Below are 15,539 nucleotides of genomic sequence, written 5' to 3' on the forward strand. Positions count from 1 at the left end.
TCTTTATTGCTCCTTTGACTCTGCTCTGACTTTAGCAACTGCTTCCACCATATCACGCAATGTTTGAAGAGGATCTTTCGCACACACGATCCCGCTTGTCCCGCCCGTGCCATCTGCCCCGGATTCTATCGCTTGCCGAACATCTTCAATGGTGCTGATACCTGCGGCTTGAAGTACAAATGTTTTAGGTGAAACAGATTTTACGGCTTCATTCGTTTGTTTCATATATGAACTATCACTAGTATTCCCAGTTCCAATCAATGCTGTTGGCTCACAAACCATTACATCAGGTTTGAGTGTCGCAATGGCTTGTGCTTCTACAATTGAATCTGCACAGGCAATCACTAAGACTCCTAGCTCTTTCGCTCGTTTCATGATAGTGACTAGTTGATTGATTCCAACAGGATGTTCAGCATGGTTCAAAAATGTTGCTTGCACACCTGCCTCTACAAGCCCTTCTGGTAAAATGTAGCCCATACCTGGTCCCACGGTTAACCCATCCATATGTTGCACCGTAATGATCAAGTGTTTTGTTGCTTGGGCAATGCGATAGGCATCAACATACTGAACCGTGAAAAAAATATCTATATCATATTTTTCGGCAAGTTCATCTGCCTCTTTCGCTAATTTTAAAGCTGCATCCCCATATAAATATGCTTTGGGATTCACACAGAAAAATGGCGCTCGAACTGTTCTTTTTTTCAAAATGATCACCTCTTTTATTTAGTTGAAAATACTGTAAAGTAATGTTCCAATGTTTTTTCCATTGCCTGATTGGCCTCTTTTTTTAATTGAAAATAATCGGTAGGATTCTCTTCTTCGATCGTTTTCATTGCTGCCGTAATAAAGTCAGTAAATATATTGATTTTACTGATTCCTTCTGTGGCACATCGATGTAAGTTATCATCGCCTGAAGAAGAACCTCCATGTAATACGAGCGGTATTTTTACAGCCTTTTGAAGTTCTGCCAAGCGTTCAAAACTAATTTTGGGTGTTCCTTTATAAAACCCGTGAGCTGTTCCAATCGAAACAGCTAAAGAATCTACATTGGTCTCTTCAACAAAGCGCATCGCATCTTTTACCTCGGTGTATATGGAATCGCTGTGGTCGTGATTTTCATAATTCACACCAGAACCGACAAACCCGATTTCTGCTTCAACAACGACGCCTCTTTCATGAGCATAATCTGTAATTGCTTTGGAACGACGAACGTTTTCTGCAAATGGATCAAGGGACGCATCGATCATGACGGATGAAAATCCTAATTCTATGGCTTGTTTTATAATCGCTTCATTTTGTCCATGATCTAAATGTAAGACCACCGGTACTTTTGCTTTTTTTGCTAAATAGTTTCCAATCAAAGCGGCCTCTTCTAATGACATCATATCCATATGTGCCTGTGCAAAAGCAAGAATTAAAGGCTTATTCATACGTTCAGCCACGCTCACATATGCTCGTGCTGAATCTAAGTCAAAAAAATTAGTAGCGGGAATAGCAAATTGTTCTTTTTGAGCCTGTTCAAATAATTCTTTAGATGTAACTAACAAAGCAATCCCTCCTATTCTTTGATTTTAGCTTCAATTTCTTGATACATTTCCTCAGTTCCCATTCCTGTTAATAGCGGTAAGCCCATGATGATTTTATCTTTGATTTTATCTGGAACGACCGTTGTACTAACAATAATGTCATAATCATCAATTCGGTTCATCTCATCAGCGACTTTTGATTGATATAATCGTACATCATTTTCGTACCCTTTTGCTTTCAACCATTCTTTCACTTTGTTTGTTACGATTGTAGAAGTAGCTACACCAGTACCACACATGATCAACATTTTTTTCATCGTCTATACTTCCTCTCATTTCGTTTATTTGTTTACTTGTCTTTTGGGTAAAATTTTATTCACATAAATCATTCCACATAGTACAACTACTCCTATGATGGCTAAACCGCCCCAGCTTAATAGTTTGGTCAGACCAACGTACATCCATGTCGTCCATAAGCCACCTTCAGCAAGTGCTGTAATACTTGAATTTCCTTGTAGATCAAAGTTTGCTGCCTTAGCTGACATCGTAACAAGTGGAGCGACCCAAGACGTGATATAAAGAATACTTACCATATAGATTGAACCTGCGATTACCGTTCGAACGATGTTTCCAGCGAAAACAGCAGCCATTAAACAAACTAAGAAAGGAATCGTTGCAAGATCTCCAAACGGCAAGGTTGTATTTCCTGGCAAAATAACTGCTAATAAAATTGTGATTGGTACTAATAACAGGGAAGAAGACAGAACGGCTGGATGTCCTACTGATAATGCAGCATCCATCCCAATATATAATTCTCTTCCAGGAAAACGCTTCTTGACAAATTCATTAGCTGCTTCTGAAATTGGCGTCAATCCTTCCATCAAAAGTGCAACCATTTTCGGCATCAACACCATCACAGCACCTGTTTTAACGGCTAGTTGTAAAACTCCAGCAACATCATATCCTGCAAAAAGACCAATCACTAAGCCGATCAGAAAGCCCATCACCGTCGAATCGCCGAAAATACCAAAACGTTTTTGGATCGTTTCAGGATCTGCCTTCCAATTTTTGATGCCTGGAATACGATCAAATAGCCAATTCATCGGTATTGCAAAGATAAAGCCTGGTGCCGCAGTGCCATGCGGAAATGTAATATTAGGAAAACCATAGAATTTTTTTACAACTGGGCCTAGAATATCGCCAAACAATAAAATCATCATCATGTAAACAACTGTTGCTGCGATTCCAATCGCAAAATTTCCGGTTAATGCGTAAACTAAAGAAGCAATAAACGCACCATGCCAAAAATTCCAAATATCAACATTCAAGGTCTTCGTTAACCCCAAAATAATCAATCCCACATTTAGTAACACGCCAATAGGAATGGCCAAACTTCCTAAAACAGTTCCATATGAAATTGCGGCAGCCGCCGGCCAGCCCACATCGATAGTTGTCAAATTTAGACCAAAACGCTCAACCATCGCTTGTGCCGCGGGCCCTAAACTACTGCTCAATAAATCAATCACCAAATTCAACCCTACAAACCCTACACCGACTGTCAAAGCAGATGTAAAAGCTTTAGCCGGTTTTGTTCCAAGAATCATACCAAACACAAAAATCAAGATTGGTAAAACGACGATTGCACCCAAGTCAACAAACCACTGTAACGCATCTAACATATTATTTCCTCCATTTCTTTACGCTAAGCCAGCATCATGAATAATTTGAATGAATTCTGGTTTTGATTGACAATGATATAGCTTTCCCATTATTTCCGGCTGTTGAATCATCCCAATCAGCTTTTGCAACATTTCCAATTGTTCATGCGGTTCTTTTAACGCCAGCATGAAAATCATATGAACATCAACTGGTTTATCAGCAGTACCCATTTCAAAAAATGTGATGGGTTCTTTCAAAGACATAAAAGCAATTTGCGATTTTTTTACATAGTCACTGTCAGTGTGCGGAATTGCAACACCAATATTCGTAACAGGAAGTCCTGTTGGAAAACGCTCCTCTCTTTCAATAATCTGTTCAAGAAAATCATCTGTAATAAACTGTTTTTCTCTTAATTCTTTCGCTAACCGTTGAAATGCTTCATTTCTATCCTTAACTTCTACTTGAAATTCAGCGATCTCACTATTAAAATACATCTTCAACATTCCCTCCTTTTCAAAAAAGCTATCAGTTCTTCCACGCTTTGACTTTGACTGATCTGCTCAACACGCTCTTTTGAATCGATTCTGTCATATAAAGCCGACACCAAATCTTTGGCTATAACCATATCTTTTTCTGCAATTGCGATTGTAACAATTAGACGTACTTGATTTATTCCCCATTGAATAGGTTGTTTCGTTGTTATAAAAGATAACTTAGTTTCTTTGACTGTGTCTGGTGCACTGTGCGGAATCGCTACTCCGCTAACAATACTGGTGTTACCCAGCTCTTCTCTTTGAATTATTGACTCTTCAAACCCCTCATTTACCAACCCTAATGCTTGATATTGTTGAATTAAATACGCTAAAACATCTTCCTTCCGATGAAAACTTTGGTCTAAGAAAATTAATTCTTTTTGGATAAATGGAAGCAAAGAAATCGTGCTATTTTCTTTTGAATACGTAAATGTTTTTTCATTTTCACTGATGTTGGATAAATAAGTTGCAATCATTGCCACTTCTTCTGCAGTAGGTAAAGCGGATACGTGAAGAACAGGAATTTGCTCTATTTCAAGTGGAATCGCTGCAATGATTAAGTCAATATCATCCACTGGATTGTCCAAAAGCTGTTTTTCTGTTCCAATTTCAACCACGACACTTGCTGGCAAGTTTTGTTTGATGCGATTAAAAATCAATTCAGATGTCGCCAATCCATTACCACAGACAATTAGAACATGTTTCGTTAATTGAATTTTTTCGAATGCTACTTGAAAGTGAATTGTCAAAAATGATACTTCATCTTCATTTAAAAAAAGTGAATAGTATTTTTCAAAAACAGCAGAGGCAAATTGTGTTAATGTAAACATCGTAGTATATTGCTTCTTGATGCTATCCTTAAGCGGATTTCGTACGAAAATATCATTTTTTAATCGGTGGAGCATTGGCATAATATGGGCAATCAATGAATGATATAATTGCTCATCTTTATCGACTTTTACATCGAGTAGATGTGTCATATCTTTGATCAAGGCATCAGTTACATCATTCAATTTTTGGTCAACAGGTAAATCTGATATTCCCGGCACAACACTATGAGCGAATAATAGTGAACACATATATTGCATATCATTCTTAGAAAAAATACAATTTAGTTCTTGATTGATTTCTTCTGAGAAGTTTAGAGCAACCATATACAGTTGCATTTTCTGCAAATCCTTAAAAATAAATTCATTTTGCTTTTCCATGTGATGCCCCGTTTTAAGTCTAGTTAGAAAAATAATCAGTGACAATTTTAAAGAGTACACAAAATAATCATTTAGTATTTTTCCCGTATGAATCATTATTTTTTCAATAAACTCGTTCACCAATTGAATGATCAGGGCTTCAATAATTTCAGAAAGAAAATCTAAACTGTCGCTTTGACTCTTTTCAGCATGTGGATGGTATCTTTTACTGTACCGTACTAAATATTTTTTATAGACCTTTTGAATCGTACTTTCTTTTTCAAAAGCATTGATTCTACGCTCATTAAGCTCAAGAAGCTCCGTCTTTTTTAAATAATGCAACACTTCATCCATATCTTTTTTGATCGATTGCTTACTGACCAAAAATCGTTGCGCGTAATCGTCATATGTTATTTTTTCATCGTCAAGTAAAATAGATGAAAACATGATCAATTGTCGATAAGCTGGTGAAAATTCCTCATCTTCTAAAACAAGGACCCGATCCTGTTGAATCATTCCTTTTAAGCGTTCTTTTGCTTCTTTCGTTCCAATTAAATAAATGCCTTTTCTTGGAACGCGATCAATCATTAATCCATTTTCACTAAGGTAAGCTTCTATACTTTTTAAGTCTGTATACGTCGTCTTATTTGATACAGAGAGCTTCTTACTGAAATAATTGGTTGCTTGGTACTCTTTTTGATGTAGCAGTAAACGAATCAACTCATTTTCTCGTTTTGTTCGTTTTTCCATTTATCACACCTCCGGAAAGCGCTTTCCATAATTAGAGTATACGAATAGTTTAATAGATAGTAAATCATCTTCTATTTCCACATTAATGTGGACATCGTTAGCAAGATCGTTATTTTATGCATTAAGACAGAAAAATAAAAAAACAGTATCAGGAAATAATTCCCATACTGTTTAGTCATTCGACATTTTATCATTTTAAAATCAGACGTAAAATAAAGGATAAGCCAAACCAGCCAATCAAACTAATACCGATCGCAATCACCCAACCTAAAATATTATGTTCCAATGGTAACGGCATATTCATCCCAAAAAAACCAGTTACAATCGTTGGAATGGTTAATAAAATAGAAAGAACGGTCAAAATTTTCATCGTATCATTCAAATTATTATTTAAAATATTATTATACGTACCAGATAATTGCTGCAAAACTTGTGCCGTTAATTGCGCCATTTCAACTAATTGTCTTGCCTCAATCAGTGTATCTTCCCACTGTTCTTTTTCAACTTCATTCAATGATTGGTAAATTGCATTGGTTTTGATCTGTTCTAATAAAACAGCATTTTGTTTTGTCGCAGATATAAAATAAGCAACGCCTGTTTCTACATCTGATAACGCCAGCAAGTTCTTCTTAGTTGTTTTTTCTTTCAACATATTATTAATATGATTTCGCTCACGATTCATCTCTTCTATCACTGGGAAAAATTTATCTGTAATCAAGAATAAGCTGGAAAATAAGAACTTAAAAACGGAAATTTCTGAATTGTTTTGTAAATATTTTTCCATATATTGAATGATATAGGCATTCTCATTATTCGTTATTGTCAATAATTGTTTATTTTTAATTAGAAATGTCATTGGTACCGCTTCATAGTGATTGTTGCTCTTTTTATTTTGTGGGACGTTGTAAATCAAAATAAACGCATCAAGCTCATTATCATATTCAATACGAGCACGTTCATTTTTATCTAATGCATAAGAGATGATCTCACTATCAATACCATATTGTTTATATAAATCCGAGTCAGTTGCAATCTGATCAGAATCAATGTTGATCCAAACATTTTCACCAGTACCAAATTTCTTTTCCATCATCATATGAAAACCTCCTAATTTTAAACTTTCCTAAAAGGCCTCAGCCAGTTCCTCTACGACAAAAAAATCTTCCTAATTCGCTTCAAAGTTCTTTTGGGCTTTAGTTAGATTGATTTCCAGTTGTTCTTGTTCTTCTTTGGTCAAACCATTACGAACTTTCTGATCTAACTGTTCAAAAATCAAATTTACTTGAGCAACCAACTGCTCACCTTCAGCAGTCAGAAAGATATTTTTCTGTCGCTCGTTGTCTTTAGGTATTTCACGATAAACAAGTTTTCGTTCTTCCAAACCCTTTAAAACATTTGTGACTGTTGCCTGTTTTTTACCCAAATAATCTGCTATTTCTCGTTGAATAGTTCCTGGATGAAGAAAAATATAACTAAGACTGCGGGCTTGTAAACTGTTTAATTGTAACATCTTTAATCTCACTACTACATATTTTTGTTGCTGCATACCAAGCAAATAAACTTTTTCTGCTAAACCGTCTCGATTCGATATCATTCTCATCACCCCTTTTTTTAATAGTTTAAACTAAAATACTTTATTTTACAACTATTTAAAAAACATCTATCATACAATAATAGGATATGATTTGTTATATACACATAAAAAAGCCTTTAACTAAATAAATTACTTAGCTAAAGACTCTTGTGTGACACGATACAATGACATTCGATTTTTTCTGCTGTAGATCTATGCTTGATTTAATGCTGAAAAATAAGCGAGAACGCGTTGTATTACTTGGTTCCAAAAGTCCCAAGTATGACCACCTGCATGTTCTTCATAAGAATAGTGCGCAAGCGTCTGTGCTGCTTTGCTTCGAAAAGTCTGGTTGTCCTGATAAAGAAAATCCTCTGTTCCACAAATTTGTAGAAAATACGGCGCTGACGCTTCCCCCAATTGTGTAGAAAATAATTGAAAAAGATTATCAGAACTTTTTGATAACCGTACCTTATTTCCAAAAGCAAGGCCAAAGACCTTATTTCTGCTCGCATCCCGCTTCCATAAAGACAAAACATCTAGCGCACCAGACAACGAAGCCACTGCTCTTACTTGCTCTGGAAAAGACATTCCCCATTTAAAAGCACCGTAACCACCCATTGATATGCCTGCAACAAACGTGTTATTTGCCGGTGACGCTAATCCAAACCATTCATGAATCTTCTTAGGTAACTCTTGTGTTAAATACTCCCAATAATCGGAGCCCGACACCATATCTGTATAGTAGCTGAGCTCCACTTGAGGCATTATGATCACAAAGGGATAGTCCTCAGCAAAGCGTGCTAAAGATGTTCTATCTAGCCATGTATTGCAATCATCTGAATAACCATGCAACAAATAGATCACGGGAGAATGACGTGTCATATTTTCAGGTAAATAAATCGTTATACTAGTCGCTTTATCCAATGAATGTGAGCGGAAATTCATACGAGCAATCGTCATTTTTATTAAGTCCTTTCAGAAAAAGAATCACCATCGATAAAGCTTGTATAAATATGTTCATCTTCTGTTTTTTCGCCAGCAATCAATTGAATGATTTTTTCAGCAGCCAACATACCCCAGCGGTGTTTAGAATAAGAAATCGTGGCCAATCTCGGTTGTACAAAAGCGCTAATATCAATATTGTCGAAACCAATCAAACGAATATCTCGACCTATTTTGTAATTCGTTTCTTTAGCATATTTGTAGATACCGATCGCCATTTCATCATTCAATGCAAAAATATCGACTGGTAATGTTGGCTGTTTCCCCATGATTTCTTTAGCCGCTCGATAGCCTGACGGTGCTGTAAAGTCTCCTGAGATAACTTCATAATCAACACCGAAGCGTGCTAATTCTTTGATACTTGCCTCTAAACGTTCTTGCCCGTCATAACTTTTTTTGGGGCCTGAAACGATAAACATCTTTTTTGTTTGGTTAGCTACAGCTTTTTCAATTGCTAAAGTAGCACCGCCTTTATTATCCAGTAAGACCTTACGAACATTTTTGTGAGTGATCACACGGTCTAAAATCACAAGAAAATGTCCGCGATCAGCAAATTGCTCGATTTCTTTGTTTTTAAACGTCCAATCCAATACAATCGCGCCATCAATCATCCGTTCTGGAATAAATAAATGCGATTTATTCCCGCTACAGACAATCATTTCAAAATTATGAGCTTCCAAACCTTTTTTGATGCCATCAAGCAATTCACCATAAAAACTACCGCCATAATCAGCGAGGTACACACCAATAATATTCGTTTGCTGCCTTTTCAGCGTACGAGCGGCCATGTTAGGAACATAGTCCAATTCCTCTGCAATCGCTTGGATTCTTGCTCTAGTTGCTTCAGTGACTTTTGGACTACCATTTAACGCATAAGAAACAGTTGAAATTGACACCCCTGCTTTTTTTGCAATTTCCTTGATTCCTACCATGTACGCTCATCTCCTAACAATAAATATCTAGTTGATTTTCCTTTTGATGTAAATATGTTTTTAATTCAGCGATCGAAACAACTAAGCCACCTTGACGATATGGATTGGGTTCCCTTATTGTTGCTAGTTCCTGTCCGTTTACCAAAATAGTTCCTTTTTGGCTACCCAGATGGAAAATAATGTTTACCGCTTTACCTGCTAATTGATAAATCATTTCTAAACCGTCTAGTTCAATTGGCAATATTGGATCGAGAACCAGTTGCTCTTTATCTTCTCTGATTCCTAAAACATTCGACAATAGTTGATTCATATAAATACCTGGTCCGCTGGAATAAATCCGCCAACCACCTTTAACACCGACATGGCCAGCTTTTAGTTGATTGAAATGATCTTGTGCCTCATATCTAGTCTTAAAATCGCCGTCAGAGCTACTAAAGTAAGCATTAGCTTGGCGTATTTCGGCATTTTTCACATGAATTTTGATTTGAATCGGATTGATGATGTTTAATGCTTGCCATGTTTCATCAACATGCCCTAACTTAGCCATTGCCTCGACATAACGAATGTGGGCATGTACATACTGTAAACCGATTTCCCGACCAAAATTTGCTGCTTGCTCTGCTCGTTTGAAGTTTGTACTTACACCGCCGCGATAAGTTGCCGGTTGATTCATCAAACGTACGCCATCTGGAAATTGTAAATACTCTTTTATAATACCATAATGGTGTTCAGCTTGTTCAACAGTTAACAATTCAGCAATCATACTGCGAGTCATTGGCAATAACCGATACTGGATGCCAGTTTTTTGATCGCTTGGATGGATCATCAATTCAACATGATCTGGATCTTCCATATAAACAAAGCCCGGGATCGTTTCAGTCGATAACATATATTTTTCAAAATCAGCTTTAATATTTGTCGCTAATTCGTGTAAATGCTTACCATAGTTACTATCGATCTCTACTAGTAAACGAGATAATTTTTCTACTACTTGATAGGTCAAGGCAACAGTCCAACTGCTTGCCATGTATTTTTTCAATTTATTATCATATGGCTGCAGCGTATCATCCCAATCCCCATCGCTGTAACATGATAGATAGGTTCCTTGTAAGAAATGATCTTCAGTGAATTGAATTTCTTTTTTCACATGATCGAGTAAAGCATATGCTTCAGTCGTTTTTGTAAAGGTTGTGCGATCAGTGTACGGGATTTTTTGATTTAAAATCTCAAAATCTTTTGTTTTAGCCAAATAATCAGCTACGATTTTCATCGGCCAGACGATGATATCGCCATGGCTTTCATCAGCTTTTTGCTTTTCATAGCGATCGAACATAAACCACTGCGGCCAATTTCCATCATCTGCAAATTGATTAGCATAAACATTTTTGATGATTGATCCTACCACTTCTGGTCGATTGACAGCAAAAAAATACTCTGTAGGTCCTTGAGAAACATCTCTAGTTCCCCAAGCAGCACCGCCATATTGTTCCAACCCATGAGGAGAAAGATAGTGCACAAGCATATTATGTGTATACCATCGAGATAAAACATTCATTGATTCTACGGCTTCTGTTTCATGTTTTAATTGAAAATTATTCAATAATCCATTAATAAAGGTCAGATACTGAGAATTTTCCTGTTCTGGTGTTGTCTTTATTGTTTGAAATGTGGAGCCTGTTAAACTGCCTTGAATCCGCATTGAAAAACCTTGACACGCTTCAATGACAAAAGTCGTCAGAACCTCTTCAGACTGACCAGATAAAAACAATCGTTCGTCCGTCAATTCAAATGGTTGATCCAATGAAATATAATATGTTAAATCTGGATACTCTTCATGAATCACTGAGTTTGCTGAAGCTTTCACCGTAACTAGTTGACTTGTTTTTACTATTTCATATGCAGGTTCTTCCTCATCGTCATTCATCACCAACTGATTCGTTACAGCAAACGTACGCTTTATTCCTTTCAGACTCATCACTTCTGTGCGAACTTCTCTTGTCTCACATACAGTAAACGTTCTCACTGTGATTATATCATCCTCTAATTTATAATGCCATGTCGCGTTGTTCAATCCCATCTCAAATGCAGATGGCATCGTTAGTATACGCCACTTCTCACCGTCTCTGATATAGATTCTTTGCCCTGATTGCTTCATGATATTTAAAGAATTACGGCTATTGCTCATTAATTTATTCATCGACGTATTACCCAAAACGATTTGAGAATTGAATAAACCATACATGTAAACCGTTGTACTCATTATAGGTTGTTCCACGCTTAATTCCGTTCCACTTAAAAGAATATGTCCATGCGCTCTTTCCATCGCTGTTTCCTTTTCTTTCAAAACAACATGGTGATAATCTTCGGTAAAAAATGAAGCAAGATTACCATTGATTCGTTCAACTAACTCTTGATGCGGAAACAGCTCATTCAGTTCTTCTTCAGTAAATGTTTTTCCTGTCAGTGGTGCGCCTACTTTTTTTTCTACGGTCGCGCCTTGCCCGTCAAGCGTTGCTATTTTTAATGAGTCATAACTTTTTTGAATCTCTTCTCTTGAAACTATAGGTTGCTTAATCACCGTTTCTTGATTCTTTAGAGGAGCACCATAAAAGACAATTGTTGTTTCTTGTTCTGTTACATTGTATTGTTCTGTTTGCAAAGCAATATAAGCAAACTCATATTGGTAAACTTCATTTGCTAAAAAGGCTTGACTCAAGGCCATTGCTTGGTTGGTTTCCTTATAGTCACGTCCAAAAAATTGATACCCATCTGTCGAAAAGCCGACGATTGGATTCAAACTGCCCTGCTCAACAACGGGGAAATTCCCGTCTTGTGGTTGGTTTTGTCTAGATGAAATGACAATACTATCATTTTCTTTTGTAACATGGTGATCCACATATTGCGACATGTAGGCTTCATTTGAACGAACCGCACCTTTTGTTGCATTGCCGATATCTTGGCCATAGACGACATCGACTTTTTGTCCAGTTCCCGTTAATCTCACTTGCCAAAACCAAATGCCTGATTCGGCTACTTGAAAATCAACCTGATATGTTACAGCTAAAAAATTTCCTAGCCAAGATAGCTGCTCTTTGCCGACATAGAGTTGACTGGCCGCATTAGAGCCAATCATCGGCACTGACTGTATCCCTTTTTCATCATAAACTCTTAAATACAGTTGATTTAAACTACCATCTAACGCATTGCCATTTAATTGGTTGATCATGATATTTTCATGCAGAATTTCAAAAAGATCACCATTTTCTAAGAAGGAGACCGTTGTTCCATTATGCTCAAATCGTTGTTTTTTATGCGTCATAGCTCTCTTCCTATCTACTTTAATAATTTGAACGTTTGTGTTAATACGTCCTTACTGCTTGAACCGATCATTACATCAAATAATCCTGGATCACTGGTATTATTTTGATCGCTATGGACATAACGTAACAGTTGCTCAGTGATTGTAAATTCTACTGTCCTTTTATCATGTGCGGGAATCATTACCTTTTCAAACCCTTTTAATTCTTTCACCGGGCGGACAACTTGACCGATTTGATCTCGAATATACAATTGAACCGTTTCTTCACCAACAATATCTGACTGATTTTCAATAGTAATGGTTGCTGTAATGGCTTCACCTGGGATTAACTCCGTCGTATTTAGATGCAAATCAGAATAAACAAACGTGCTGTAGCTTAAGCCAAAACCAAAGGGATATTTTGCAAAATTGGAAACATCCAAATATTTTGTCTCGTATTTCTCCTGTGAACCAGGTTTATAGGGTCTCCCTGTATTATCATAATTGTAATAGACTGGAACTTGTCCTACAGTTTCAGGAAATGACATGCTTAAACGCCCACTAGGATTGTATTTACCATATAAAATATCAGCTAAAGCAGCACCGCCTTCTGTCCCTGGAAACCAAGCTTCTACGATTGCTTTTGCAGAATCAATCCCTTGAAGATCAAGTGGTCGACCATTATAAAGGGTCACAATGACATTCTCATTTATTGCTTGTATTGTTTTGAATAGATCCAATTGCGCCTGAGGCAAGCGAATATCACTACGACTTGAGGCTTCACCACTCATCCAATCTTCTTCCCCAAGAGCTAAGACGACTTTATCGGCTTTTTTGGCAAGAGAAACTGCTTCATCAATCGCTGCTTGAGTTGGTTCAAAATAATCAAAAGCTTCTTTTCCAATCACATAGTCTGCGCCAAGCTGAGCTACACCTTGTGCCAAAGAAACTGCTTCTGCTTTTTTCCCTTGCCAAGACCAAACACCTAAAACATCATTTGATGCTGCCGCTGGTCCCACAATAGCTACGGTCTCTTGTGTAGATAACGGTAAACTATTTTCATTTTTTAACAAAACAATCGACCTTCTAGCAACTTCTCTAGCTGCTGCACGATGTTCTTTGGATAAGACAACTTCCTCTTCTAACGCAACATTTGCTCCCCGATGAGGATTTTCAAACAGTCCTAGGTCATTTTTCAATGTCAAGATACGTAAAACAGCTTCATCCAATAAAGCTTCGTCCACACTATTTTCTTTTATCAGTTCTTTTAAATTTTCTGTATAGCAGGTCGTCATCATCTCGATATCCACACCTGCTTCAATCGCAAGTTCCGCTGCTTGTTTTTTGTCTTGCGCCACGCCATGAGGAATCAGCTCGATCACAGCTCCCCAATCGGAAATGACAACGCCGTCAAAGCCAAACTCTTTTCGTAATACATCCCTAAACAGCCATTTATTTCCTGTTGCCGGCACTCCGTCAACTATATTAAAGGACGTCATGACTAATTTAGCTCCTGCATCAAGAGCCGCTTGATAACCTGGTAAGTAACTATCCCTTAGTTGTCTTTCAGACATATTTACAGTGTTGTAATCCCGCCCCCCAATAGCAGCACCATATGCCGCAAAATGTTTGACACAGGCAGCGACACGAAAGAAATCATTTTTTAAATCTTCTCCTTGATAGCCCTTAACAAACGCTTCCGCAAAACGACTATTTAAAAAAGGATCTTCACCTGTGGATTCCATAACACGTCCCCAACGAGGATCACGAACCAAGTCAACCATCGGGGAAAATGTTACATGCAAACCAGATACTGCTGCTTCTTTCGCTGAAATTTCCGCAACTTTTTTAGCTGCATCTAAATCCCATGAGCTGCCTAAACCAAGTGGGATTGGAAAAATTGTACGGAAGCCATGAATGATATCAGCCATTAGAATCATTGGAATTCCTAATCGATTGTTTTCCATATAGGCTTTTTGTACCCGAATCGCTTCTTTTGCCCCTGAAATACCCAGTGTTGTTCCTGCATTGTTGATGTCATCCTGGGTTAAACCAAGATTGGTCATGGGCCCGGTTTTTTCCTCTGCTTTTTCAGAATAAAACTCTGCTGCTAATTGCAAGAGTTGTCCTACTTTTTCATCTAATGTCATTTGCTCCAATAATTCAGTCAGTTGCTTGTGCTCCATATTTATTCACCTTTTCTTTTTTTATTTGGGAAACGTTCCTATTTTTAACCTTAGTCACTATTTAATTCCTGAAACGTTGAACCCTTGTAAAATATATTTTTGAAAAATCGAAAATACTATCAAAATTGGAATAACCATAAATGTCGCACCAGCCATCTGCAAAGCATAGTTTGTCCCATGTTGCCCTTGTAACAGCTGCAGACCAACAGATAACGTATAGTATTTCTCATCGTTAGCAATGATCAATGGCCATAAGAACGAATTCCAGCCGCCAATAAAGGTCAAAATACCCTGAACAGCTAAAATCGGACGACTTACTGGTAAAATGATTTTAAAGAAGATGTACCATTCACTCGCGCCGTCTAGTCGAGCAGCTTCAAGCATTTCGTTTGAAATGGTATTCATAAATTGCCTAAATAAAAAGATACCAAAAGCGCCTGCTAGCCCAGGTAAAACAATCCCGATCAAAGTATTTGTAAGACCAACTGAATTTAACAGTAGATAAACTGGAATCATTGTCACTTGTCCAGGAATCATCATCGTAGCTAAAACCATCATGAACAGCCAATTTTTCCCTTTAAAATCAAACTTAGCAAAGCCGTATCCCGCCATGGCGTTTAATAACAAGCCTAAAAAAGAACAGGCAGTAATAATCAGTGTATTTTTAAGATAGGTACCAAAGTTTAATCTGAAAAATAGTTCTTTAAAATTATCGAATGTTGCTTCTTTTGGTAATAAACTAGGAACGATCTGATTGATTTCTGCATTGGTTTTAAATGAAGAAAAAATCATCCACAGAAAAGGGAAAAAGGTCATAACACCCAGAACACCTAAGAGGATACCTATAAAAAGCTTAAAACTCATTTGAGCATTTTTATGTGACTGCATAT

Annotated in this window: 13 protein-coding genes; all 13 read right to left on the bottom strand. The window is 37.2% G+C overall.

The features are described from left to right. Window positions 1-3: 3 nt before the first annotated feature. Entirely contained in the window at window positions 4-705 is a 702-nt protein-coding gene (locus tag RV15_RS11515) for a triose-phosphate isomerase (RefSeq protein WP_071878193.1), read from the bottom strand. A gap of 14 nt (window positions 706-719) precedes the next feature. Then, complete coding sequence (locus RV15_RS11520; RefSeq protein WP_071878194.1) at window positions 720-1,547, bottom strand: class II fructose-bisphosphate aldolase; 828 nt, start codon at window positions 1,545-1,547, stop codon at window positions 720-722. A gap of 11 nt (window positions 1,548-1,558) precedes the next feature. Next, complete coding sequence (locus RV15_RS11525) at window positions 1,559-1,843, bottom strand: PTS sugar transporter subunit IIB (protein WP_071878195.1); 285 nt, start codon at window positions 1,841-1,843, stop codon at window positions 1,559-1,561. A gap of 24 nt (window positions 1,844-1,867) precedes the next feature. Next, window positions 1,868-3,205: a PTS galactitol transporter subunit IIC gene (locus RV15_RS11530; RefSeq protein ID WP_071878196.1), complete on the bottom strand. Its 1,338-nt coding sequence runs from the start codon at window positions 3,203-3,205 to the stop codon at window positions 1,868-1,870. A gap of 18 nt (window positions 3,206-3,223) precedes the next feature. Further along, a complete protein-coding gene (locus RV15_RS11535; RefSeq protein ID WP_071878197.1) occupies window positions 3,224-3,679 on the bottom strand; it encodes a PTS sugar transporter subunit IIA in 456 nt (151 codons plus the stop codon). Between the two features lie 2 nt (window positions 3,680-3,681). Next, the gene (locus tag RV15_RS11540) at window positions 3,682-5,655 is read right to left on the bottom strand and encodes a BglG family transcription antiterminator (protein ID WP_071878198.1); all 1,974 of its coding nucleotides are present in this window, start codon (window positions 5,653-5,655) and stop codon (window positions 3,682-3,684) included. Window positions 5,656-5,845: 190 nt separating this feature from the next. Further along, complete coding sequence (locus RV15_RS11545; RefSeq protein ID WP_071878199.1) at window positions 5,846-6,751, bottom strand: magnesium transporter CorA family protein; 906 nt, start codon at window positions 6,749-6,751, stop codon at window positions 5,846-5,848. A 69-nt stretch (window positions 6,752-6,820) separates the two neighbouring features. Next, window positions 6,821-7,249 (bottom strand): MarR family winged helix-turn-helix transcriptional regulator, encoded by a 429-nt coding sequence (locus RV15_RS11550; RefSeq protein ID WP_071878200.1) that lies wholly within the window; start codon window positions 7,247-7,249, stop codon window positions 6,821-6,823. Between the two features lie 192 nt (window positions 7,250-7,441). Further along, window positions 7,442-8,191: an alpha/beta hydrolase gene (locus RV15_RS11555; protein WP_071878201.1), complete on the bottom strand. Its 750-nt coding sequence runs from the start codon at window positions 8,189-8,191 to the stop codon at window positions 7,442-7,444. Window positions 8,192-8,196: 5 nt separating this feature from the next. Beyond that, on the bottom strand, window positions 8,197-9,165 hold the full coding sequence (locus RV15_RS11560) for a LacI family DNA-binding transcriptional regulator (protein ID WP_071878202.1): 969 nt from the start codon (window positions 9,163-9,165) through the stop codon (window positions 8,197-8,199). Between the two features lie 13 nt (window positions 9,166-9,178). Continuing rightward, on the bottom strand, window positions 9,179-12,484 hold the full coding sequence (locus RV15_RS11565; RefSeq protein WP_071878203.1) for a GH36-type glycosyl hydrolase domain-containing protein: 3,306 nt from the start codon (window positions 12,482-12,484) through the stop codon (window positions 9,179-9,181). A 14-nt stretch (window positions 12,485-12,498) separates the two neighbouring features. After that, entirely contained in the window at window positions 12,499-14,649 is a 2,151-nt protein-coding gene (gene bglX / locus RV15_RS11570; protein WP_071878204.1) for a beta-glucosidase BglX, read from the bottom strand. A gap of 57 nt (window positions 14,650-14,706) precedes the next feature. After that, window positions 14,707-15,537 carry a carbohydrate ABC transporter permease gene (locus RV15_RS11575; protein ID WP_071878205.1) on the bottom strand — a complete coding sequence of 277 codons (831 nt, stop codon included), beginning with the start codon at window positions 15,535-15,537 and terminating at the stop codon, window positions 14,707-14,709. Window positions 15,538-15,539 lie beyond the last annotated feature (2 nt).

The sequence above is a fragment of the Enterococcus silesiacus genome, from assembly GCF_001886225.1.
In the GTDB taxonomy this organism is placed as follows: Bacteria; Bacillota; Bacilli; order Lactobacillales; family Enterococcaceae; genus Enterococcus_L; species Enterococcus_L silesiacus.